Below are 22,994 nucleotides of genomic sequence, written 5' to 3' on the forward strand. Positions count from 1 at the left end.
CGCCCCTTGCTTTTTTCAAGACTTGTCTTCCGTTCTTTTCTTTCCTTCTTCCGTATAGGCAAATGACCGGGTCATTTTCTTGATGTCCGACACTTTCCGGTACCTTAATGCAGACCAGTCATCATCAATGGCCACCTGGCGGACCGGTTCATATCCGAAATCGGCGGGAATCTGCGCGACCGTTTCCCTGCTGCAGTCAGACTGATAAGCTTTGGATGACTTTTTCGGATAGCAAAGCCAAAACAGCGCGTCATCACTGAGCAGACCGGAGGATTTTTCTACAGCATCCCGGATGGCCTGGTTGGTCGTACCGAAAATCTGGATAAACGCGTAGGAGTCTTCGGCAGGTTCCGTATCGACCCGAGCCCCGATCGCCTCCATCACTTCACTGTACGATTCCGGCGCCCCGAGGATGAGAACCGGCGCGCCGCCGTCTTTGTACTGCAGTTTCTTCAGGATCTTTTCCGCTTCCACGAGATTGCTCCTTTACATGAGGAATTATTTCTTTTCCTTATCGTATCAGAACACCTTGCAATCAGCATCAGATTGCTGGCGGTTTCGTCATTCGTCTGGTGAGTTCGTCATTTAATTCAATGATTTCGTCATTCAAATCAATTGACCGGACGAATAATGAGAATATGATGCCGAATGCTGAAATGATGTTCATGAATGACGAAAATGGATCCGCAAACAGCGAAACCAGCCCCACAAGCAATTCGCACCGGACAAACAACCTAAAAAAGAAGCCCTCCGCAGGGCTTCTTTTCCGAATTTAGACGTGCTGCAGTTCTGTCTTCACTTCTGCCGGTTCTTTCTGTCCGCCGGTTCCGCCGCCTCCATCATCAATTTTGGCAATCGTAAATCCGGTGAACGCGTAAATGATTGAAATGATCGGGCACAACAGGTTCAGCAGGGCATACGGGCCATATTCAACAACACCGACACCGAGTGTCCCTAGGATAAACACTCCGCATGTGTTCCATGGGATAAAGACCGATGTGAGCGTCCCTCCGTCTTCAAGCGCGCGTGAAAGGTTTTTCGAGGCAAGTCCCATCTTCCGGTAAGTGTTTGCGAACATCCGTGATGGCACGACGATCGAGATGTATTGTTCCGCACAGGACGCATTTGTGATAAAAGCTGCTCCGATCGTGGATGCGATTAGCGAACCCGTGTTGCGGATCAGTTTCAGCAGCTGGTTCATGATGGACCTGAGCATCCCGGAGTACTCCAGGATCCCGCCGAATGTCATCGCCACGATGGTCATACTGACCGTATACATCATGGAGTCCAGGCCGCCGCCATTAAACAGGTCGTCGACTAGGGCATTCCCGGTTTCGATGGCGTAGCCTTCCTGCAAGGCGGTGAGAGCCGCCGTTACAGTATCCCCCTGTACGATAACCTGTGAAAAGAAACCGAGAATCGCCCCGACGATGAGAGCCGGAACGGCCGGAACCTTCATCGCGACCATCCCGATGACAATGACCGGGACAAGCAACAGCCATGGCGAGATCAGGAAACTTTCCTGCATGACGGAAGAAGTGTTCGCAATCTGATCGGCATCAATGGCTCCGCTTACATTCTGGCCCAGGAACGCATAGACTCCAAGCGCAATGACGAGTGCCGGAATGGTCGTCCACAGCATATGTTTGATGTGGTCGAACAGATCGGTATTTGTCAGCCCTGAAGCCAGGTTGGTCGTATCCGAGAGCGGGGATAGCTTATCGCCAAAGTAAGCACCCGAAATGACCGCTCCGGCAACCATCCCCGGTGATATTCCCATCGCCATCCCGATGCCCATGCCGGCCACGCCAATCGTTCCCATCGTTGACCAGGAGCTGCCGATCGACAAAGAGACGATGGCGCAGATCAGGCAGATGGCAACCAGGAAATACGATGGATTGAGAAGCTTAAGGCCATAGAAGATCATGGAAGCGACGATTCCGCCGCCCATCCAAGAGCCGATGATCAATCCGACAAGGATAATGATGACGACCGCCGGAAGCGCCAGGCGAATCCCCTTGTACATCATTTCCTCAATATCCTGCCATTTAAATCCTGCCTTTAATGCGACTAGTCCTGCCGTCACCGTGCCGATGATCAACGGGATATGTGGACCCTGCTTAAGCTCCACCACTGTATAGAGCATAATCCCGATCATGACGATCAAAGGAAGCAGAGCCCAGAAAAGAGTAAACTCCCGTTGCCCGTTGCCGTGATTTCGCTTTTGATCGACAGACTTCATAATGCAGTTCCCCCTTAAAGCATAAATGTAAGCGCTGTATCGATAATAGTCTAAATATTTTTGCCGGTAAAGGCAAAATTAATATGGAATAGCCAGGATCTTTTGCATTCTTAGATTCTTGCCAAGGCTGATCCATCTGCCGGAGCACGATAGGAATATGGTTGCCTTTCGCCTCTTTTCCGGGCCTTTGATGAAAATTTACCCTTTTGCATGTCTGGCGTTTCGTGTATAATAAGAGACGTCGTGATTCATGTCCTGGTAGCTCAGCAGGATAGAGCAACAGCCTCCTAAGCTGTAGGTCGGGAGTTCGAATCTCCCCTGGGACGCTAGAATAAAAAACCCCGTCGTAGTCTGCGTTAAGCCAAACGCTGACTACGACGGGTTTTTGTTTTTGGCATCGTGTTTGCAGCGGCCCCGGACTGACGCCGTCATGATGAACAGTATTTCTTATCCGAGGCCCCGCAGCGGAAAGCCGCAGGCTATCAAAAAAACTGCAGACAAAGGAGGAGTGCGTCCACTTTGTCCACAGTTTGAGTCGCCGATCCTTCTGTGGATCGGTTCCGTTTTATCCATGTCTCAGGAAAAATGCTGGTCGTATTTCTGGTACCGGTTCAGCAAGTCGTCCAGCATCTGGCTGCATTCGACGGTTTTCGGATGAGTCAGTCCATGTTGACGAGCTTTCCAGTACATTAGCATTCTCCTGCAGAAAATCCGGTTTTTCAAAATCTTCTTCGACATATACATGTCCATTTTGCCTCCGCATTTGTATGATTATGATGGTTTAAAGCAGCCTGTTCATCATACAACGCGAATCTTGCAACGTTTGTCGAAAAACAGCAGGTTTGTGAAATTCGTTAAATGTTCACATTTGCCTAGTCTAAACAACCAGGATTTTTCGAAAAAACAAAGCCGAAACGGGTCATTTGACCTGTTTCGGCTTTATTCCAATATTCAGGACCGGAACTAGAGGACACGGCAGCCGGCAAATTGACCCAAAACCCGGCATCCCATCAGCTCGCTTCCGGGAAGGTTCTATCGACCAAATCGTTAAATTCTTCAAAGAATCCTTCTACAGGATCTCCCTGTTCAATCCGGTTCCCATAATCCTCGAACTGCTTGGTAAAGTCCGGATCGGCCGATACGTAGACATTTTCCACGTCCGGCTTGGATGCCTTTACTTCATCACTGATCTTCGTCTTTAACTCATCGGTTTCTTCCGTGCCTTCAGCAAGATTGACGGCGACATAGGCATTTCGATCAGTCATCAGAACAGTTGCACCTTCCACTCCTTCTACAGTGGATACGCGGTCCGCCGTTTTCTGATCGCGTTCAAGGTTGTTTGCGTCCCCTTCTCCGCTGTTGTTGCCGTTTTGTCCGCCGTTATTTTCGTTGTCATCCATCGCGCCGTTGTCCGGGTTGCTGCCGTTTTGATCAGAATTTGTGTCGGTGCCAATATCGTTCTCCTCGTGACCATTCGATGTCGACGACGGATCTTCATTATTTCCTCCGCAGGCAGCAAGACCGAGTACGAGTGTGAGGGAAGCAAATCCCAATAGAAACTTGTTCATGGTTTTCCTCCTTTCCTTTCTTCCTATGATGGCTTTTCCGCTTCGGATTATGTAACGGAATTGATTTACCGACCGATCTAAATAAAATGAAAACGTTTTAAAAAATTCAACCTTTTGAAATCGCCTTGAAAATCAAAAAAGTCCATGTATAATTTTCAGTATTATTCATCATTGGCACGCTGCAACAGGAAAAGGAGTGGAGTTAATTGGCTGTACAATCAACTGGTCTTGTATTGGAAGAACTAAAAGAACTGCTCGGTGCGGAACGGGCTACCTCAAACGAAACCGTCCGCGACCTTCATGGGAGAGATGAATCCTACCATGCCGTCCGGCCTGCGGACATTGTGGTATTTCCCAAAACAACAGAAGAGGTGAGTGCTGTCGTCAAGGCGGCCGCCAAGCACCGTATGCCGATTATTCCTTTCGGCCTCGGCTCGAGCCTTGAAGGGCATGTGATCCCTTATGAAGGCGGAATCACCATCGATTTTTCATTGATGAACAAGATCCTGGAAATCCGGGAAAACGATTTTCTCGTAAGGGTTCAGCCTGGCGTCACCAGGACCCAGCTGAACAAGGAGCTGAAAAAACGGGGCCTCTTCTTCTCCGTCGATCCGGGTGCCGATGCCACAATCGGCGGCATGGCGGCGACTAATGCCAGCGGTACGACTACTGTAAAGTACGGGGTCATGCGGGACCAGGTACGCGACATCGAAGTCGTCCTTGCAGACGGATCCGTCATCCATACCGGGAGCCTTGCGGCCAAATCGGCATCGGGCCTGCACCTGAACGGCCTGTTTGTCGGTTCGGAGGGAACTCTCGGCTGCTTTACCGAACTGACCCTGCGCGTATACGGGATCCCAGAGCAGATCGCTGCGGCGAGAGCCTCCTTCCCGACAATCGATGATGCCGTCACGGCGGTTGTCTCGATCCAGCAGGCCGGTGTTCCGATTTCGCGTGTTGAACTTGTCGATGAGCCGTCGATGCAGCAGGTCAACCGGCATGCCGGGACCGATTATCCGGTGAAGCCGACCCTTTTCCTCGAGTTCAGCGGCAACGAGGCGGGACTCCGCCAGGACATCGAGTTCACGGAAGAAATCGTAGCGGACCTCGGCTGCGACAACTTGGAGTTCGAGATGGACCAGGAAGGCATGAACCGGCTGTGGGAAGCACGGCACCACCTCGCCTATTCCTATATCCACAGCCATCCCGGACGTAAAATGATGGTGACCGACGTCTGTGTTCCGATTTCCGAACTTGCCGGTGCAGTGCACCATGCCCGTGAAACCGTGGACAACATGGGCCTGATCGGCGGCATTACCGGCCATGTGGGTGACGGCAACTTCCATATCATCCTCATGATCGACATGGACAACCCGGAAGAGGTCCTCAAGTCTGAAGAGCTGAATGAAGCCATTGTCAGCTATGCACTCGACCGCAACGGCACCTGCACCGGTGAGCACGGAGTCGGCGTCGGCAAGCGGAAGTACCAGGCCCGTGAGCACGGTGCCGCTCTGGCAGTCATGGAAACGATCAAGCGGGCACTGGATCCGGAAAACCTGATGAATCCCGGAAAGCTGTTCAGCCCGCCCAAGGAGGATGCATAAAAATGAAAGTTCTTGAAACCATCAGCGGTTTCGCCGGACGCAACTTTGCTATATTCGTCATCGCTGCCGCCATCATCGCATTCCTGGTTCCGGACCTGTTCCTTCCGTTTGGCGCTTTTATCACCATCCTACTGGGAATCGTCATGTTCGGCATGGGCCTGACTTTAAAGCCGGTTGACTTTAAGCTGGTCTTCACGAACCCGATCCCGGTCATTACCGGCGTGCTTCTCCAGTACACAGTCATGCCGCTTACCGCATTTGTCATAGCGACACTCCTGCAGCTGCCAGCGGAGCTCGCTGCAGGACTTGTCCTCCTCGGCTGCGTGCCGGGCGGGACGGCTTCCAACGTAATGGTCTACCTGGCAAGGGGGAACGTCGCTCTGTCTGTCGCGATGACCTCCATTTCAACACTTTTTGCTCCAATCGCCACACCGGCTATCCTGCTTCTTCTGGCAGGCCAATGGCTCCCTGTTGACGCCAAATCAATGTTCATGTCAATTGTCCAGGTCATCATCATTCCGATTGCTCTCGGGTTGATCGTTCAGCGGTTTCTTCCGGGACTTGTCCAAAAAAGTGTCGCGGTCGTTCCGCTCATCTCGGTTATTGCCATTCTTATCATTGTAATGGCTGTTACGGCTGCCAATGCGGGTAATGTCGCATCCGCCGGATTCATTGTCTTCATCGCGGTATTCCTTCACAATAGTGCCGGACTGCTGTTCGGTTATCTGCTGGCCAGGGCATTTGGCCTGAAAGAAAACGACCGCCGTGCCATCTCGCTCGAAGTCGGCATGCAGAACTCCGGTCTGGGAGTCGCGCTTGCCACCGCACACTTCAGTCCGCTAGCTGCGCTCCCGAGTGTATGGGGTGCAATCTGGCACAACATTTCCGGACCGATACTGGCCACGATCTGGTCAAAAAAGGACGTGTCGGAAGCAGAGCCGACTGTTCCCGCAGATGCCGTTGCCAAGTAAATACGAACGAAGACCCGCTGCCACATAACAGGCAGCGGGTCTATTCGTTAATCCATCATTTCAGCAAGCAGTTCATAAGAACGGATCCGCTTATCGGTATCATAGGCGACGGTGTTGACGATGACTTCATCCGCCTGTGTCTCCTCAATCAGCCGGAGCAGCCCTTCCCGGACCTTGTCTTTCGTGCCGAACAGTGTGGTCCGCGGGTCAAGCGTCTGCATGACATACTGCCGCTCATACGGAGTCCACAGCGCTTCGATATCCTCAACCGGAGGCTGCATTTTGCCCCGGCTGTTCCGGATAATGGAAAGGAACTGCTGCATATGTGTCGTGATCAGGTACTCCGCCTCTTCCTGCGTGTCGGCGATCAGGACATTGACGCCCGGCATGGCGTGCGGTTTTTTCATCTTCTCCGAAGGCTCAAAACCGTTCCGGTAAAGCTCGAGCGCTGCATCCATGTAACCCGGTGCAAAGTGGCTGGCGAACGAGAACGGAAGGCCTTTTCTCGCGGCCAGCTGTGCGCTGAAACCGCTGGAGCCGAGAAGCCAGATCGGGATATCCTGCCCGTCACCAGGGAATGCACGTACAGGCATGTCCTCGCCGCCCTCAAAGTAAGCTTCCAGTTCAGCCACATCCCTCGGGAACTCGTCCGCTCCGCCTTTTAGATTCCGGCGGAGCGCCCACATGGTCTGCTGGTCGGTTCCGGGTGCCCGGCCGAGTCCGAGGTCAATGCGCCCCGGATACATCGCATCGAGCGTACCGAACTGCTCGGCAATGATCAGGGGCGCGTGGTTCGGCAGCATCACCCCGCCGGAGCCGACCCGGATCTCTTTCGACTCGGAAGCAAGCCGGCCGATCAGCACGGCCGTCGCGGAGCTGGCAATGCCTTCAAAGTTATGGTGCTCGGCCAGCCAGTAGCGGTTGTAGCCCAGCTCATCCGCACGACGGATCAGCTTTGCGCTGTTTTCAATCGCATCCGCCGGCCTGTCTTCTTCCCGGACCTGGACCAAGTCAAGGACGGACAACGGGATTCCTTCAAATTTCTTTGCATTTTCTCGGATCAGATTCATGGGGATCACTCCTTCTCTCCTTTTTATCTTACCGCCCTGCCCCACAGCGATGCCAAGAAACTGCCTGTCGTATAAATAATTACATTATGTAAACAATCCTCCTTCCAGTAACAGAAAGGAGGATCATGATATTCGTGATTATAAGGCCCGCCGGGTCACTTTCTTGCCATCACAGGAAAAACAGATTTTCCTTCCTTCCACAACCGTCTCAAGATGGACAGTACGTCCCCATAGGACATGCAGATGCGGCAGCACATGCTCCAGATAAGGGAGGTCCAATTCGGTGCCCTCGTACCGGTGGGACAGATACAGCTCCCCGTTCCGGAGATAATCGCCATCTTCTACGACAATGTATGGAAAACCGCCGTTTACCCTGGAGGAAATCAGACGATCGCGCACTTTCTCGAAATCCTTCTCTGTGATCCGGTACTCCTGGCCGCGTTTGCCGAACAGGTACAGATCCTCCTGCTCCGCCAATTCCTTTGTCAGGTAATTGCGGACAAATGAAGTGTCCGACTCGATCTCGCGGACCTCAAACAGTTTTTCCCTGCCGCTGCCCGGCTCAACCCCTCTCTGTTTCATCCGATCGTCCGGCCGGTCGTATCTGCGCTCGATGTCCTCGAAAATCCGAAGCCCCAGGGTGTACGGATTGATCGATGTCGCAGAAGGCTGGATGACCCCTGCGTTCAGCTTGGAGAATTCGATCGTCTCTGCGGGGGTCAGATCAAGCTCCCGCATGATGCGCTGGTGCCAGAATGTCGCCCATCCTTCGTTCATGATTTTCGTCTCCAGCTGCGGCCAGAAGTAAAGCATCTCTTCCCTCATCATCGTGAGGATATCACGCTGCCAGTCTTCCAGTTCCCGCCCATGCTCCTGGATAAAGTGAAGGATGTCCTTTTCCGGGCTTTCCGGGACTTTCTTTCTCGCCGGAGTCTGCTGGCGGGCATCCTTGCCCGGAGTCCGGTCAAGTGCCCAGAGGTCATCATATGGCGTCGTCCGGAGTTGCGGACTTTCCCCGGATTCCCCATCGGAATCCGCAATGATCAGTGACGGATCGACATGTTCCTGGACTGCCAGTACCGCATCAAGGAACTTCTCCACGCGGTCCTTGCCGTAGGTGATTTCGTAATCAGCGATCCGGTCAGCTGTCGAAGACATGCTTTCGACCATATCTCCGCGCGTATTGGAGAATCGTACATTGTTCTTGAAGAAATCGCTATGCGCCAGAACGTGCGCCACGATCAGCTTATTCTGGACGAGCGAATTGGAGTCAAGAAGGAACGCGTAGCACGGATCCGAATTGATGACGAGTTCATAGATCTTGCTTAGTCCGAGGTCATATTGCAGCTTCATCTTGTGGAACTGCTTGCCGAAGCTCCAGTGGCTGAACCGGGTCGGCATCCCGTATGCGCCGAACGTATAGATGATATCAGCTGGGCAGATCTCATAGCGCATCGGATAGAAGTCGAGCCCGAATCCTACCGCCACCTCAGTGATTTCCGCAATTGCGCGCTCCAGCGCCTTGGCATCGGTCATGATCCGATCGCCTCCCCTTTCCGGAAGAAGCTTTTCAGCGCATGGTACACATCCGCTTTCTCCTTCAGGACATAATGCCTGAACTTCGGATCGTCCACCGTACGGAGCGCCGTCAGCATTGTTGAGTAGCGGCTGTGTTCATTCACTTCCCCGTATCCGAACATGCGGGAGACGCCCAGCAGCTCATCGACCAGCCGGAGCACTTCCTTGTTGTCGGAGGTCATGTTCTCCCCGTCGGAGAAATGGAACGGATAAATGTTATAGCGGGCCGGACTGTATTTTTCCCCGATCAGCTCCATTGCCAGCCGGTAGGCGGACGAGCAGCGCGTTCCTCCGCTTTCCGCCTTGGTGAAGAATTCTTCCTCGGTGACCACCTTGGCGTCGGTCTGGTGAGAGATGAACTCGATGTCGACTGAACTGTACCTGGTCCGTAGAAAACGGGTGAGCCAGAAAAAGAAGCTTCTCGCCATATACTTCTCGAACGCGCCCATCGAGGCACTGGTATCCATCATCGCAATGACGACAGCACGTGACTCCGGCCGTTTTTCTTCTTCCCAGGTTTTGAAGCGGAGGTCGTCGTCCAGTATCGGCATGATCCCGCTGCGGCCTTCCATCGCATTCCGCTTGAGTGCAGAGACGATCGTCCTCTTTTTATCGATGTTTCCGATAAGGCCTTTTTTCCTGATGTCATTGAAAGTAATTCGGTCGGTGACGATGTCGGCCTGTTCCTTTTGCTCCATGTTCGGCAGCTCCATCTCGGAGAACAGTGCTTCCTCCAGCTCGGCGACTGACACCTCTGCTTCATAGACATCTTCTCCCGGCGCGTCCCCCGCTTCCTTGCCCTTGCCCTGTCCCGGGCGTCCGCTGCCGTCTTTTGCGATGACGTCGCCAACCTGGCTGTCTCCCTTTCCCTGGCCGACATGTTCCGACTTGGAGTGGTTATAGCGGATCTTATATTCATCGAGCGAACGGATCGGGATCTTCACAACCTTGCGCCCGTCCGACATCACGATATTCTCTTCACTGATCAAGTCTGGAAGATTATCCCGGATCGCCTTCTCCACCTTGTCCATGTGACGCTTCTGGTCCTCGTGGCCTTTCCGGTGGAGGCTCCAATCATCCTGCGACACGACAAACCGGCCATATTTGTTCATGCTCCACCCGCCTCTCCTCTTTTAGAGTTTCCATTATCTTATGCAGTACGGAGCGGACGCTTGACAATGTTCTGAATTATGAAAGAATATAAATCGATTTCGGGCACAGGCCGGGGCAATTGCAAAAAGCAGGGTGTCGCCAGATTTCCACGGTCCGGCGGGCCCCTGCTTTTTACTCTGTCCTATTCGTCAATATCCCAGATGGCATTGCGGCCTGCAATCGATGATTATCTGTTCAGCAAACTCCCGACATAACGAAGCAGCTCGTTCGCGGACGTACTGTTATACCCGTGTTCGTCAACGAGGCGCGCGACGACTTCGTTGATTTTCTTGAGTTGTGCTTCGTCAGGCGTGGCGGACGAAGTGGTGATCTTCACAACATCCTTCAGGTCGGCAAACAGCTTTTTCTGGATCGCTTCCCGCAGCCGGTCGTGTGAATTGTAATCAAACCGCTTGCCCTTTCTCGCATAGGCGGAAATTCGGATCAGGATCTCTTCACGGAACGCTTTTTTCGCGTTTTCCGAGATGCCGATCTGTTCCTCGATCGAACGCATCAGCTTCTCATCCGGCGGAAGCTCCTCGCCGGTGAGCGGATCACGCAGCTTGTTTTTATTACAGAACGCCTCGACATGGTCGAGATAATTATCCATCAGTGTCTTTGCGGATTCCTCATAGGAATAGACAAACGCCTTCTGGACTTCCTTCTTCGCAATATCATCGTATTCACGGCGCGCAATGCCGATATACTCCATATACCGGCTTCGGTCCTCCGCACTGATCGAAGCGTGGTCGGCCAGCCCGTCCTTGAGCGAACGCAGCACATCAAGTGCATTGATGGCCGGAACATCCTTCCGAATGATGGCGGACGAGATCCGGTTGATGACATACCGCGGATCGATCCCGCTCATGCCCTCATCCGGGAACTCTTTCTTCAGTTCATTCACGTCCACTGCGCTGAAGCCCTCGACATTTTCCCCATCATAGAGACGCATCTTCTTCACAATGTCGGCGCCCTGTTTCCTGGACGGTTTCAAGCGGGTGAGCACAGAGAAAATGGCCGCGACCCGGAGCGCATGGGGGGCAATGTGCACATGGGCCATGTCGCTGTCCGAAATCATTTTCCTGTAGATGCGCTCTTCCTCCGACACCTTCAGGTTGTACGGCACCGGCATGACGATGATCCGGGAGTGCAGCGCTTCGTTTTTCTTGTCTGCGATAAACGAGCGGTACTCGGTCTCGTTCGTATGGGCCACGATCAGCTCATCGGCACTGATCAGCGCAAACCGGCCCGCCTTGAAATTTCCTTCCTGGGTGAGCGACAGCAGATGCCAGAGGAATTTCTCATCCAGCTTCAGCATCTCCTGGAACTCCATCAGCCCCCGGTTCGCCTTGTTCAGCTCCCCGTCAAAGCGGTAAGCGCGCGGGTCAGATTCAGATCCAAACTCCGCGATGGTCGAAAAGTCGATGCTGCCGGTCAGGTCCGCGATGTCCTGGGACTTCGGATCGGATGGTGTGAACGTACCGATGCCGACCCGCTTATCTTCGGAGAGGAAGATGCGCTCGACCGGCATGTCTTCGATCCGCCCGCCATACTCCCGCTCAAGCCTCATCGAGTTCAAAGGAGAAAGCGTACCCTCAATCCGAATGCCGTATGCCCGGCGGAAGTCCTCCCGGAGGTGGAGCGGGATCAGATGAAGCGGGTCTTCGTGCATCGGGCAGCCCTTGATGGCATAAACCGCCCCTTCATCCGTCCGCGAATACGCCTCCAGTCCCCGTTTCAATAGGGTCACGATTGTCGATTTCCCGCCGCTGACGGGTCCCATCAGCAGCAGGATCCGCTTGCGCACATCGAGCCGCTTTGCAGCCGGATGGAAATATTCCTCAACGAGCCGCTCCACCGCTTCCTCAAGACCGAAAATCTGCTCACCGAAAAAGCCGTACCTGCGAACTCCTTCAACTTCCGTAATGCCATGGCTTTTGATCATATTGTAAACACGCGAGTGTGCGTTCTGCGCCACTTCCGGACGTTCCTTCACAATCTCCAGATAATCCGCGAATGTCCCTTCCCACTTTAGACGGTCCTCTTCTTCACGATGCCGTTTTGCCTTCTCCAGGATGTCCAACTGATCGCCTCCAGTCAGTGCTTCGTTTCTAACAGCGTATGCGACGGACGGGCCGTTAATGATGCCGGTGCGAATCCGGCGGGCTGACACGGAATCAAATGGTGCGGCCGCGAATCCGGATGTTCCGGTCGCGAATCCGGGACTTCCAGACGCGAAATGCGATGTTCCGGCCACGAAATGGCCAGTTGCAGTCGCGAATTCTGAAGTTCCGGTCGTGAATTTACAAATTGACGATCGGAACAAAACCGTCAAAAGAAAAAACCGGGCGCCGGCCCGGTTTCATTCCTCACTCATATTCTTTTTCAATTTCCCTGTTGCTGCGCATCGTATCGATGTGCCGCACGTAAGATTCGATCTGTTCCCGTTTCGGTTCGAGGAACGGCGGGAGGGCGAGTTTTTCGCCGAGCGTCTCATAGGGTTCGTCGTCCATGAAGCCAGGGCCGTCTGTCGCGAATTCGAACAGGATACCCGGTGCTACGCGTGCGTACAGCGACTCAAAGTAGAAGCGGTCCACGTATCCGGAAGTGTTGAAGCCGATGCCTTCCATATGGTTAATCCAGTCTTCAAGCACGGAGCGGTCTTCGACCCGGAAAGCGCTGTGGTGGATCGTGCCGAAGCCCTGCATGCCGCGCGGAAGGACTGTATTGTGCTCAATAATAACTCGGGCACCATTGCCTCCTTCCCCGACTTCAAACAGGTAAACGGAACCTTCTTTATTAATTTCCCGGAAGCCGAGTGCCTTTTCCATGACCTGCTTCATATAGTCGATGTTGCTGACACGGAGAATGATCGGCCCAAGACCCGTAATGGCGTATTCAAGCGGAATCGGGCCTTTCTGCCACGGAATGCCAGCTGCGACGCCGGTGTCCCCTTCATCGGAGATCAGCTGATACAACTGACCGTCAAAATCGGTGAACGGCAGAACTTTACGGTCAAATTGCTGCCTGATGCCGTCATGTTTAATCTCCAAACGGTCAAAGCGCTTCACCCAGTAGTCAAGTGCTGCGTCATCCGGCACACGGAATGAAGTTCTGTGAATCTCGTCTGTGCCGTGAGTTCCCTTCGGAATCCCCTGGAAGTCAAAGAACGTCATATCAGTTCCGGCACTACCACGGTCATCTGCGAAAAACAGGTGATAGGTGCTGATGTCGTCCTGGTTGACGGTCTTTTTCACGAGGCGCATCCCGAGCACATAAGTAAAGAACTCATAGTTCTTTTCCGCCGAACTCGTGATTGCGGTGACGTGGTGCATTCCTTTCAAGCTTTGCATAATGTCGCCTCCAACTAGTTTATATCTTGAATTCGAGATAAGTATACGCTCTTTCATCTCTCTATTCAATTCTTTTGCCCAAAATATTGAACTTTAACCGTTCTTCAGTCATCATTAACGGTATGACCACTACAGAAACGAAGGAACATCATATGGAAGAAAAACAAATGATCCAGCCCGAAGCGGCATCTGCACTGGAAGAGGAGAATGTCACCCGAATCCAGCTGGAAGGAAAAGAAATCATTCTGATCGGAACCGCCCACGTTTCAAAACTGAGTGCCCTGCAGGTCAAGGAAGTGATTGACCGCGAACAGCCCGACACCGTCGCAGTTGAACTGGACAAGCAGCGTTTTGATGCCATCACGAACGGCAACCGCTGGGAGGACATGGACATCTTCAAGGTCATCAAAGAGAAGAAAGCAACCCTTCTTCTCATGAACCTTGCCATCTCCTCCTTTCAGAACCGGATGGCGAAGCAATTCGACGTCAAGCCGGGCGCCGAGATGATCCAGGGGATCGAATCAGCAAAGGAAACTGGAGCGAATCTGGTCCTCGCCGACCGGAACATCCAGACTACGTTTTCCCGCATCTGGGGCAACCTTGGCCCCGGCGGAAAGGCACAGCTGCTCACTTCAGTCGTTGCCAGCATCTTTAGCCGGGACGATATCACAGAAGAAGAAATGGAGAAAATGAAGTCTCAGGATACGCTAAATGCCGTTCTGGCCGAATTCACGGAAGCTTTCCCCCGGCTGAAAACACCGCTTATCGACGAACGCGATCAATACCTGGCCGAAAAGATCCGCACCGCACCCGGCAATAAAATCGTCGCGGTGCTCGGCGCGGCCCATGTTCCAGGAATCACAAAGGAGATCCACCGCAAACACGACCTGAAGAAACTGACGGAAAAACCGCCTAAACCGGTATGGCCCAAAATTGTCGGCTGGGCAATCCCGCTCCTCATCATCGGGATCATCGCCTATACATTCATACAAAACAGCGATGTTGCCACGAGCCAGATGCTCAGCTGGCTGCTGTGGAACGGCTCCCTTGCGGCACTCGGGACGATCCTTGCCAAAGGGCATCCGCTGGCGGTGCTCACCGCATTTGTCGCGGCACCGTTTACTTCCTTGAATCCGCTGCTGGCAGTCGGCTGGTTCTCGGGTCTCGTTCAGGCTTACTTTACCCGCCCGAGCGTAAAAGATTTCCAAAAGCTCGCCGATGATGTTTTGAGTGTCAAGGGCTTCTGGCAGAACAAGGCGACCCGCGTGCTGCTCGTCGTCGTACTCGGCAACATCGGCAGCTCGCTCGGTACCTTCATCGGAGGCGCCGATGTTGTCCGATCGTTTTTCCAGCATATTTTTTAAGACGAAAAACCCGTACAGGTTCGTATCCTGCACGGGTTTTTGTTTGGATTGCAGATGGTTTACATAACAGATATATTTGCTGAGATTTAAGAAAATCCCGTTGAGTTGAGTGTTAAGAAAGCGCCGCTGGGTATACGCTGACCCAGTGGCGATGAAAACTTCTTACTTTACACTTCCGCACTCTGAAATTCTCTAATTGCTTCCAGGAACGGCTCCCCGTACTTGGCCAGCTTGTTTTCCCCGACTCCATGGACATCGAGGAAACTGTCCTCATCGACAGGCTTCCTTGCGCACATGTCTTTCAGTGACTTGTCCGAGAAGATGACATACGGCGGAACCCCTGCCTCATCTGCCAGCGACTTCCGCAGATCACGCAGCTTTTCGAAAAGAGGATCCGCATCGCCGATAGCGACAGTGACGATCGCCTGCTTGCGGGTGACACGCTCGCCGCCCGTCAGGACTTCCTTGCCCTGGGCAGTGACGAAGATCGTCGGGAACTCACCCTGGCTCACACCGATCAGGTCACGGGAAATCATGAAGTCGATCAGGTTTGTCGCTTCCTTCATGCTGTAGGCGCCCTTTAGGATCCCGTAGGTCGACAATTCGTCGAATCCCCGCTCCTTCACCGCCTTGTCGGCCGATCCGCAAAGGACTTTGGCGGTGATCGCCTTGCCCCAGCGCTGGCCCATCCGAATAATGCAGGAAAGCACCTTCTGGGCGTCTTCCGTCACATCAATGTTTTCCCGGTCATCGGTACAGTTGCCGCAGCGTCCGCAGGCGTCTGTATCCGCATCGCCGAAGTGACGCACGATATACTGCTGGAGGCAGTCCTCGGTATGACAGTAGTCCACCATCGACTGCAGCTTTTCGAGCTCGCGCGGAATGCCGTCGCGGTCATCCGTCTGGTCGATCAGAAAGCGCTGCGTCTGGACGTCCTGCGGAGAATAAAGCAGGATACACTCACTCGGCAGTCCGTCACGGCCGGCACGCCCCGCCTCCTGATAATAACTTTCCATATTTTTAGGAAGCTGGTAGTGGATGCAGTAGCGGATATTCGACTTGTCGATGCCCATGCCGAATGCGTTCGTCGCCACCATGATCCGTGCTTCGTCATTCAGGAATGCTTCCTGCGCATCACGCCGCTCTTCTTCCGGAAGCCCGGCGTGATAGCGCGATACCGGAAGCCCAGCTTTTTTCATGTTTTCATAAAGGGAGTCAACAGTCTTTCGTGTTGCCGCATAGATGATACCGGCTTCTTCCCGGTTTTTCTTCAGGAAATCCTTTACGAATTTACCGCGGTCCTGTCCCCGGACGACCGAGAAAGATAGGTTTTCCCGTTCAAACCCGGTGAGGACCGTGTTGCCCTCCGGAATGCCCAACTGACGGCAGATGTCTGCCCGCACCTCGGGAGTCGCCGTAGCGGTCAGCGCTAGGATGACCGGCCGTTCCGGCAGCGCTTCGACAACACTGCCGATCAGACGGTAGCTCGGGCGGAAATCATGGCCCCACTGCGAAATGCAGTGCGCCTCATCAACCGCCACCATCGGAATGTCCATCCGGACCAAATCCTGCAGAAAGAAGTCCGACTCAAACCGCTCCGGCGCCACATAAAGAAGTTTATACGCACCGGCTCTTGCCCGCTCCATCGTATAGCGGAACTCATCCAGTGACAGTGTGCTGTTGATGTAGGCCGCGGGAATGCCCATCTCGTTCAGGGCATCTACCTGATCCTTCATCAGGGAGATCAGCGGGGAGATGACGAGCGTCGTGCCTTCCCTGACGAGCGCAGGAATCTGGTAGCACACCGACTTACCGCCGCCGGTCGGCATGACACAGAGGGTGTCCTCGGCTGTCAGCACCTGGCCGATCACCCGCTCCTGCCCCGGCCGGAAAGACGGATAGCCAAAATACGTTTTCAGTTGTTCATGCGCCTGCTCGAGCATGGTTGACACTCCAATCATGAAGGACGCCGCCCGATTCCCTCCAGGAATCGGCGGACGTCCTTTCTGCTTTTCAATATAATCACTTGTTTGTCCGGGCCGAGGCTTTCCAATTTCCTGAGAACCCCCGGCCTTTTATTTTTTCGATAGTTCCAGACCCATTTGACAAATTCAAAGTTGAGGCGTTCCGGGCAGTCCCTCTGCATATCCGGCCTCGTTTTTCCGTGGTACCGAATCCGGCGTCGGATAATCCCGTACATGCAGACCCGCCTCGGCATATCCATGAAAATCACCGTATCGGCCGCCTGCAGACGCAGATCCATCGTTGCCCCATAGTTGCCGTCGACAATCCAGCGTTCGCCGTCAAAGAGGCCCCGCTGGATCTCCTTTTGTTCCTCCCGTGTCGTGAGCGTCCATCCCGGCTTCCACAGAAGCGCATCCAGATGATGGACTGTGATGCCCAGCCGTTCACCCAGTTGGCGGGCGAGCGTCGACTTCCCTGCGCCGCCCGGCCCGATCAGCATGATCCGGTCCATGACGATCCCCCGATCCTTTCGTGTGACTCTCATTATAACGCATCGGCCGGCATGTTCCCATTCCCCTATTTGGATTAGGAGATTTGGAGCTTGGAAGTTAAGTGCGCGGCGGCAACTCGTGATTTCGCGACTGCAAGTTGTCCATTCGCGGCCGCAGTCCACCGTTTCGCGACCGCAACTCATCATTTCACGACCACAACTCACCATTTCGCGGCCGCAGCCGATGCATTCTCGGCTTCACCCTCATTCCGCGCCTCCGCAATCCATAAAAAATGCACCGGCAGCGGCCGGTGCATCCTTATTTTAATGAACGATTCCGCTCCGGTCTTCCGAGAGCCTGGCGATGGCGGCTTCGTATTCCTCCGTAAGCTTTTCCACAATTTGCGCGACGGTTTCGCGTTCTGTGATGTTTGTGACGCCCTGTCCGGCTGACCAGGCATCCCTCCAGGCCTTGATTTCATCTTCACCGGAGAAATCCAGCTTGCCTGTTGTCCCTTTCAGATTTTCCGGATCCAGCCCCTGCCGGACAAGAGAAGGGGTGAGGAAGTTCGCAGGAACCCCGCTAATGGCATCGGTGTAAATAATATCCTCCACCGTCGAGTCGATGACCATCTGCTTGTAGTCTTCGAATGCACCGCTTTCCTCTGCGGCCAGGAAACGGGTGCCCAGATAGGCATAATCCGCGCCCATCGCACGTGCCGCCGCAACGTCCGCACCAGTGGACATCGCGCCGGAAAGAATGATCGTTCCGTCATAGAACGTCTTCACCGCCGAGATGAAAGCGAACGGATTCAGCAGGCCACCATGGCCGCCTGCGCCCGCGCAGACGAGAATCAGTCCGTCCACTCCTGTCTGTGCCGCTTTCTTTGCATGCCTGACGTTTGCGACATCGGAGTAAACCTTTCCCCCATATGCGTGAACCACTTCCACGACCTCACCCGGATGGCCGAGAGAGGTGATGACGATCGGCGGCTCGTATTCCCTGATCAGCTCCAGATCATCGCCGTATCTCTGATTCGCTTTTTTGTGGCAGATGAAGTTGACCCCCCATGGCGTGTCACCCAAACCATCCTTGACCTGCTGCAGCCACTCCGCGCACACCGACACCGGCCGCGCGTTCAGCAGCGGAAATGTCCCGACCACGCCCGCTTTCCCCGATTCAATCACCATTTCCGGATTGGACACCAAGAACATCGGCGCCACGATCACCGGCAACTTCAGCATATCCCCCACCCCTTATAATCGTTTGAAAACTAAGACTCTTCCACCTTTATTTTCGGCTTCACCGGAAAGCCTGTCAAGCAAAAATGAATGATCGTTCATTCTTTGCGATCTAACATTCTTAAACTATCGACAATAAATTGTAAGATATTACTCAACCCGTTTCCCTACAAAGAAAAAGGGAAATCCGCTATAATGGGCTTATTCTGACTTAGGAGTTGACGGTCTTGAAGCCGATTTCCAAACTATCTTCCAAAGTGTTTCTTGTCGCATTGCTTCTCGTCGCGGCAGTCGGTAGCGCTGGGTGGTTCTGGTATGACAGCACCCGGCCGGCAGACGTTCCGTTCGCCAAGATCCAGGAACTGGTCCGATCTGAATCCGGCCCGATGATGACGCTCACCGAATCGGCTTCCGGAACGCTGACCCTCAAGACGCCTGACGGCACTTACCGCACAAACGTGCCGCCCAACAGCCAAAGCGTCGAGCAGCTGGTCGTGAACCATGCAGTAAACTACGAGTACTCCAAACAGAGCACCGGGGACCGGCTCCTCCTCGCCGGGATCTTCGGTGCCATCGCGGTGACGTTCTTCATCCTTTACCGCAAAGGAAAGCTTGGAACGGCATCCTCGATGAAGCAGAGTGCGGCAAAATCCACTCCTCTTCCGGATGTCACACTCGATGATATCGGCGGCATCCCGGATGAGATGAAAGACGAAATCGGACAGGCACTTGTCGTCCTGAAAGATCCGAAAGCCGCCGAGGAAGTCGGGCTGACACCGCCTCGGGGCATTCTGCTCTACGGGCCTCCTGGCACAGGGAAAACACTCCTTGCACAGGCAATCGCCCACGAGCTCGGCGCAACGTTCTTCTCCTCCAGCGGTGCGGCCTTCACCGAGATGTTTGTCGGGGTCGGCGCATCCCGGGTCCGTACCCTCTTCCAGAACGCCCGCAAACAGCGGCCGGCCGTCATCTTCATCGATGAGGTCGATGCGCTTGCAGGAAAGCGGAAGCAGCACGGGGGCGAGGAGTCCGAAAAGACCCTCACCGAGCTTCTCGTCCAGCTGGACGGCGGAAACGACAACGACGGCATCCTCTTTATTGCCGCAACCAACCGGAAAGACATGCTCGATGACGCATTCGTCCGTCCGGGCCGGATCGATTTCGAGTTCCAGGTTCCGCTTCCCGATACCCAGGGCCGCCGCGAGATCATTGATATCCATACAAAAGGCAAGACCTTCGCACCGGAAGTCGCAATGTCCTTTGATGCACTGGCAGAAAGCACATCCGGATTCTCCGGTGCCGAGCTGAGCTCCCTGTTTGAAATGGCGTCCCGGCGTGCACTCCGGGACGGCCGGACCGAGATTGCAAAGGCCGACCTTGACTTTGCGATTGACCGCACCATCCTCGGCAGCACGGCACGCTCACTGAACGACCCGGATACAAAGCGCCGCGTCGCCATCCATGAAGCGGGCCACGCGCTTGTCCAGGCGCTCACGAACCCGGGCTCCGTCCGGAAGGCGACCATCATCCCGCGCGGCATGGCACTCGGCTATGTCGCCCCGCTCCAGAAGGAACTGCACCTGTCGACGGTGAGCGAGCAGCTTGACCGCGTCGCGATGATCCTCGCAGGCGGCGTCGCCGAGCGGCTCCACCTCGGCGAACACAGCCTGGGTGTCGGCGGAGACGTCCAGCAGGCCAAACACCTGCTGGAAGAAATGGTCGACACCGGCCTTCTCCAGGAAGGGTTCAAGCTCACCTTCAACAACAACGAAAAAGAAGCGCGTATGCAGGAACTGTTTGACGAAGCCCTTGAGATGGCCGAACTGCTGATCAAGAGCCATCCGTCCGAATACGCCCGGCTCGTCGATGCGCTCATGACCAAAGAAACAATCGACGGCGACGAGATCCAGGAAATCGTCGGGTACAAAAAAGTCGTCCGTGACGACCTGATTGCTTTCGAAGCTTAATCGAACATAACGCCTGCCGAAGCCGGCAGGCGTTTCTTTTTGCCCATATTGTAAAAAAACCGCCTTCCAGATTAGGAAGGCGGTTTTCATCGATCAGCGGGAAGTGTATCCCGCGTCCGCGTGGATGGTCGTTCCAGTTACATAAGAGGATGCATCGGACGCGAGCCAGAGTGTCGCCTGCGCAACCTCCCGAGGCTGACCAAAGCGGTTCAGCAGGCTGAGTTGCGGTGCATACTCCTCTTCATTAAGGTTGAACTGCTCAAGCGCCCCGCGCAGCATCGGCGTGTCGATCGCACCCGGTGCAACAGAGTTTACACGGATGTTGTACTTGCCGTTTTCAAGGGCAGCAACTTTTGTCATGCCGACCACTCCATGCTTCGCTGCGACGTAAGCGATGTTGTCCGGCTGCGGACGGAATCCGCTGACAGAAGAGATGTTGATAATGGAGCCGCCATTGCCCTGCTTGATCAGCTGCTGAAGCTCGTACTTCATGCAAAGTGCCGCGCCTTTCAGATCGACCGACATCAGACGATCCCAGTAATCCTCATCAAACTCTGCAGCCGGCTTGTCATCCGGTGTGAGGGCGGCATTGTTGACGCCAATATCCAGCTTGCCGTACGTGTCTACCGCGAACTGGACCATTTTCTGAACCTGTTCGGAGTTGGATACATCCACTTTGACGAAAGCCGCCTCGCCGCCATCCTGTTTAATAGAATCAGCGACGGCCTGTCCCTTTTCCTCATTGAAATCGGCAATGACCACTTTGGCCTTTGCTTCAGCGAACAGTCTTGCAGTGGCTTCACCCATGCCCATCGCAGCGCCGGTAATAATTGCTACCTTGCCTTCAAGAATCGGAAATGTTTGTTCCAAGTAAATTCCTCCCCGAAAATGACTTCCATGACTAAGTGTACCCCAGGAATTTGGAATAAACGCAAAATCAGCTTGTCCTTTATAAGTGCTCGGATAAAACAAAAACGCCTCCCGATGCAGGAGGCGTTTTGAATACAATGGGCTTTGTCAGTCCATATCCTTATGCCTGAACGGACACTTGCCCTTGATCGGCACAACATCATCACCGATGAAGAACTGCTTCCACTCATTATGCGTGGGGTCGCCGAAGTGGCTGATGTCCGGGTGTTTCGGCAGGTTGTCCCACTTCTCCACGCGCTCACGGACTTTCTCGCGTGAATTGATGCCGCCCGGCTCGGTCCCTTCCAACCCTTTGAAAATCTTGCGCGGCTGGAATCCGAGGACCATCGCGTTGCCGAGGTCACGGGTCTTGCGCTGCTTATAGGCCGGCGCATTGCCGAAAACAAAGATCGGCTCGCCTCCGAAGCGGAAATCCCAGAGATGATGGTCCGGATCCTTCGGTGAGTCCTCGGGCCAATCAACCGGATCCTGTTCATGCAGATACTGGAGGATATCCCAGAATTCCTTCCGGTAGTCTTCCAGGGAGCCCTCTTCCTCAAACGGTTCAACAAACACGAAGAAGCCATACCGCTTGTGCTTCGGATCTTTGAAAAGCTCCAGGAACTCCATCAGCGCCTGAGGCAGATTGGACCAGTCATCCCGTTCAATATAGGCATACCGCAGCTCTCCGCCGAGCTGTGCGGCCATCCCGAAATAACAGGGGAAGGTCTTGTTCGTTACGGTTTCGTGGAATGTCTGATATTCACGCAACAGCCACTCGGGAAGGTCTTCCCGGTTACTGAAGTCTTCCTTGACCAGCATTTTGTTTTCCAAAGTTTTCATGATGATGACCCCTCCGTCTGATCTCTATTCACTATTATGCCCTTTTCCTGAAGGGCAGAAACGAACATATTGAGAATTTGATAGGAATCGGATTTAGTGATGCAGAACAACTATAAGTGATTGGATAAGGAGGCGGCAAATGACAGGCAAGATCGTGAGCAGGCAGTTTCTGTTAGTAGGAATGAGAAGCAATGGGGCTTTTTCGGAGTTTGGAACAATTGTTCCAAATGCCGCACGGGAAGTCATGGCGCGGTCCTCCGAGATTGAAGGTTCATCCGGCAGAGAAATCGCTTTATTCGAGCCCAAGAGAAGCGAGGACCATCTCCAAGGAGAATTTATCGCCGGCCTGATGGTGGCCATGCCCGTCCGCAATGTTCCTGACGGGATGTTGTATATCGAAACGCAGGGTGATTACGCAATGGCAAGCGGCAAGATCGAAGCTTTAAATAGTCTCCATGCCGGTCTATTGGAATGGACTGCCCGCCAGGGATTTCAGGTCGACCGAAAAGAATATATCGTCGAAATCTATATTCCTGCGGATCATGGTGAAGATGTTGAAATCTACCTGCCTCTTCAGAGCAGTCACAAGCAAACCTCACCATTTCCCTTCTTACCTCCTAACGACAGGCAATAAAAAAAGCTCCAGCAGAGGGGAGCTTCAGACTGTAGACAAAAC

General features: G+C 53.9%; 19 protein-coding genes and 1 tRNA gene. 6 read left to right on the forward strand and 14 right to left on the reverse strand.

Annotation, left to right across the window (positions count from 1 at the left end; genetic code table 11):
* Positions 1-15: 15 nt before the first annotated feature.
* Both C772_RS06635 and nhaC read right to left on the reverse strand, forming a co-directional pair.
* Positions 16-474, reverse strand: a complete 459-nt coding sequence (locus C772_RS06635; protein WP_008298469.1) for a hypothetical protein — start codon at positions 472-474, stop codon at positions 16-18.
* A 298-nt stretch (positions 475-772) separates the two neighbouring features.
* On the reverse strand, positions 773-2,158 hold the full coding sequence (nhaC, locus tag C772_RS06645) for a Na+/H+ antiporter NhaC (protein WP_051059416.1): 1,386 nt from the start codon (positions 2,156-2,158) through the stop codon (positions 773-775).
* A gap of 336 nt (positions 2,159-2,494) precedes the next feature.
* Here nhaC and C772_RS06650 point away from each other — a divergent pair.
* A tRNA-Arg gene (locus tag C772_RS06650) sits at positions 2,495-2,568 on the forward strand.
* A 250-nt stretch (positions 2,569-2,818) separates the two neighbouring features.
* Here the strand turns inward: C772_RS06650 and C772_RS16335 are convergent.
* The gene (locus C772_RS16335; protein WP_081607128.1) at positions 2,819-2,992 is read right to left on the reverse strand and encodes an aspartyl-phosphate phosphatase Spo0E family protein; all 174 of its coding nucleotides are present in this window, start codon (positions 2,990-2,992) and stop codon (positions 2,819-2,821) included.
* A gap of 260 nt (positions 2,993-3,252) precedes the next feature.
* Entirely contained in the window at positions 3,253-3,810 is a 558-nt protein-coding gene (locus C772_RS06655) for a YhcN/YlaJ family sporulation lipoprotein (RefSeq protein WP_008298472.1), read from the reverse strand.
* Between the two features lie 206 nt (positions 3,811-4,016).
* Between C772_RS06655 and C772_RS06660 the strand changes: the two genes are divergently transcribed.
* Positions 4,017-5,414: an FAD-binding oxidoreductase gene (locus tag C772_RS06660; protein ID WP_008298473.1), complete on the forward strand. Its 1,398-nt coding sequence runs from the start codon at positions 4,017-4,019 to the stop codon at positions 5,412-5,414.
* 2 nt (positions 5,415-5,416) lie between these two features.
* Entirely contained in the window at positions 5,417-6,385 is a 969-nt protein-coding gene (locus C772_RS06665; RefSeq protein WP_008298474.1) for a bile acid:sodium symporter family protein, read from the forward strand.
* A 47-nt stretch (positions 6,386-6,432) separates the two neighbouring features.
* On the opposite strand, the gene C772_RS06670 is transcribed toward C772_RS06665, so the two are convergent.
* The 5 genes from C772_RS06670 to C772_RS06690 form a co-directional block, all read right to left on the reverse strand.
* A complete protein-coding gene (locus C772_RS06670) occupies positions 6,433-7,455 on the reverse strand; it encodes an LLM class flavin-dependent oxidoreductase (protein WP_008298475.1) in 1,023 nt (340 codons plus the stop codon).
* Positions 7,456-7,593: 138 nt separating this feature from the next.
* Positions 7,594-8,991 (reverse strand): SpoVR family protein, encoded by a 1,398-nt coding sequence (locus C772_RS06675; protein WP_008298476.1) that lies wholly within the window; start codon positions 8,989-8,991, stop codon positions 7,594-7,596.
* Positions 8,988-10,145 carry a sporulation protein YhbH gene (gene yhbH / locus C772_RS06680; protein WP_008298478.1) on the reverse strand — a complete coding sequence of 386 codons (1,158 nt, stop codon included), beginning with the start codon at positions 10,143-10,145 and terminating at the stop codon, positions 8,988-8,990. The genes C772_RS06675 and yhbH overlap by 4 nt, the downstream gene beginning before the upstream one ends.
* A gap of 227 nt (positions 10,146-10,372) precedes the next feature.
* Entirely contained in the window at positions 10,373-12,268 is a 1,896-nt protein-coding gene (locus C772_RS06685) for a PrkA family serine protein kinase (RefSeq protein ID WP_008298480.1), read from the reverse strand.
* A 286-nt stretch (positions 12,269-12,554) separates the two neighbouring features.
* Positions 12,555-13,538 (reverse strand): ring-cleaving dioxygenase, encoded by a 984-nt coding sequence (locus tag C772_RS06690; protein ID WP_008298482.1) that lies wholly within the window; start codon positions 13,536-13,538, stop codon positions 12,555-12,557.
* Positions 13,539-13,732: 194 nt separating this feature from the next.
* Here C772_RS06690 and C772_RS06695 point away from each other — a divergent pair, with 194 nt between their 5' ends.
* Positions 13,733-14,902, forward strand: a complete 1,170-nt coding sequence (locus C772_RS06695) for a TraB/GumN family protein (RefSeq protein ID WP_035001695.1) — start codon at positions 13,733-13,735, stop codon at positions 14,900-14,902.
* A gap of 167 nt (positions 14,903-15,069) precedes the next feature.
* On the opposite strand, the gene recQ is transcribed toward C772_RS06695, so the two are convergent.
* The 3 genes from recQ to C772_RS06710 all read right to left on the reverse strand — a co-directional run bounded on the left by recQ (position 15,070) and on the right by C772_RS06710 (position 18,602).
* Positions 15,070-16,845, reverse strand: a complete 1,776-nt coding sequence (recQ, locus tag C772_RS06700; protein ID WP_008298486.1) for a DNA helicase RecQ — start codon at positions 16,843-16,845, stop codon at positions 15,070-15,072.
* A gap of 14 nt (positions 16,846-16,859) precedes the next feature.
* Positions 16,860-17,378 (reverse strand): DNA topology modulation protein, encoded by a 519-nt coding sequence (locus C772_RS06705; RefSeq protein ID WP_008298487.1) that lies wholly within the window; start codon positions 17,376-17,378, stop codon positions 16,860-16,862.
* A 303-nt stretch (positions 17,379-17,681) separates the two neighbouring features.
* A complete protein-coding gene (locus C772_RS06710) occupies positions 17,682-18,602 on the reverse strand; it encodes an NAD(P)H-dependent flavin oxidoreductase (protein ID WP_008298488.1) in 921 nt (306 codons plus the stop codon).
* Positions 18,603-18,826: 224 nt separating this feature from the next.
* Between C772_RS06710 and C772_RS06715 the strand changes: the two genes are divergently transcribed.
* Positions 18,827-20,566 (forward strand): AAA family ATPase, encoded by a 1,740-nt coding sequence (locus C772_RS06715; RefSeq protein ID WP_008298489.1) that lies wholly within the window; start codon positions 18,827-18,829, stop codon positions 20,564-20,566.
* 93 nt (positions 20,567-20,659) lie between these two features.
* On the opposite strand, the gene C772_RS06720 is transcribed toward C772_RS06715, so the two are convergent.
* Together C772_RS06720 and C772_RS06725 are read right to left on the reverse strand one after the other, a co-directional pair.
* The gene (locus C772_RS06720; RefSeq protein ID WP_008298490.1) at positions 20,660-21,436 is read right to left on the reverse strand and encodes an SDR family NAD(P)-dependent oxidoreductase; all 777 of its coding nucleotides are present in this window, start codon (positions 21,434-21,436) and stop codon (positions 20,660-20,662) included.
* A gap of 147 nt (positions 21,437-21,583) precedes the next feature.
* Complete coding sequence (locus C772_RS06725) at positions 21,584-22,318, reverse strand: YqcI/YcgG family protein (RefSeq protein ID WP_008298491.1); 735 nt, start codon at positions 22,316-22,318, stop codon at positions 21,584-21,586.
* Positions 22,319-22,457: 139 nt separating this feature from the next.
* Here C772_RS06725 and C772_RS06730 point away from each other — a divergent pair, with 139 nt between their 5' ends.
* Positions 22,458-22,952 (forward strand): GyrI-like domain-containing protein, encoded by a 495-nt coding sequence (locus tag C772_RS06730; RefSeq protein ID WP_008298492.1) that lies wholly within the window; start codon positions 22,458-22,460, stop codon positions 22,950-22,952.
* Positions 22,953-22,994 lie beyond the last annotated feature (42 nt).

The organism is Bhargavaea cecembensis DSE10 (assembly GCF_000348905.1).
GTDB classification, from domain to species: Bacteria; Bacillota; Bacilli; order Bacillales_A; family Planococcaceae; genus Bhargavaea; species Bhargavaea cecembensis.

Coding starts and splice junctions, on each gene's coding strand:
- C772_RS06705 (WP_008298487.1), bottom strand. CDS start 17,378: ATGGACCGGATCATGCTGATCGGGCCGGGCGGCGCAGGGAAGTCGACG.
- C772_RS06710 (WP_008298488.1), bottom strand. CDS start 18,602: ATGCTGAAGTTGCCGGTGATCGTGGCGCCGATGTTCTTGGTGTCCAAT.
- C772_RS06675 (WP_008298476.1), bottom strand. CDS start 8,991: ATGACCGATGCCAAGGCGCTGGAGCGCGCAATTGCGGAAATCACTGAG.
- C772_RS16335 (WP_081607128.1), bottom strand. CDS start 2,992: ATGGACATGTATATGTCGAAGAAGATTTTGAAAAACCGGATTTTCTGC.
- C772_RS06655 (WP_008298472.1), bottom strand. CDS start 3,810: ATGAACAAGTTTCTATTGGGATTTGCTTCCCTCACACTCGTACTCGGT.
- C772_RS06690 (WP_008298482.1), bottom strand. CDS start 13,538: ATGCAAAGCTTGAAAGGAATGCACCACGTCACCGCAATCACGAGTTCG.
- C772_RS06730 (WP_008298492.1), top strand. CDS start 22,458: ATGACAGGCAAGATCGTGAGCAGGCAGTTTCTGTTAGTAGGAATGAGA.
- C772_RS06665 (WP_008298474.1), top strand. CDS start 5,417: ATGAAAGTTCTTGAAACCATCAGCGGTTTCGCCGGACGCAACTTTGCT.
- C772_RS06725 (WP_008298491.1), bottom strand. CDS start 22,318: ATGAAAACTTTGGAAAACAAAATGCTGGTCAAGGAAGACTTCAGTAAC.
- nhaC (WP_051059416.1), bottom strand. CDS start 2,158: ATGATCGGGATTATGCTCTATACAGTGGTGGAGCTTAAGCAGGGTCCA.
- recQ (WP_008298486.1), bottom strand. CDS start 16,845: ATGCTCGAGCAGGCGCATGAACAACTGAAAACGTATTTTGGCTATCCG.
- yhbH (WP_008298478.1), bottom strand. CDS start 10,145: ATGAACAAATATGGCCGGTTTGTCGTGTCGCAGGATGATTGGAGCCTC.
- C772_RS06670 (WP_008298475.1), bottom strand. CDS start 7,455: ATGAATCTGATCCGAGAAAATGCAAAGAAATTTGAAGGAATCCCGTTG.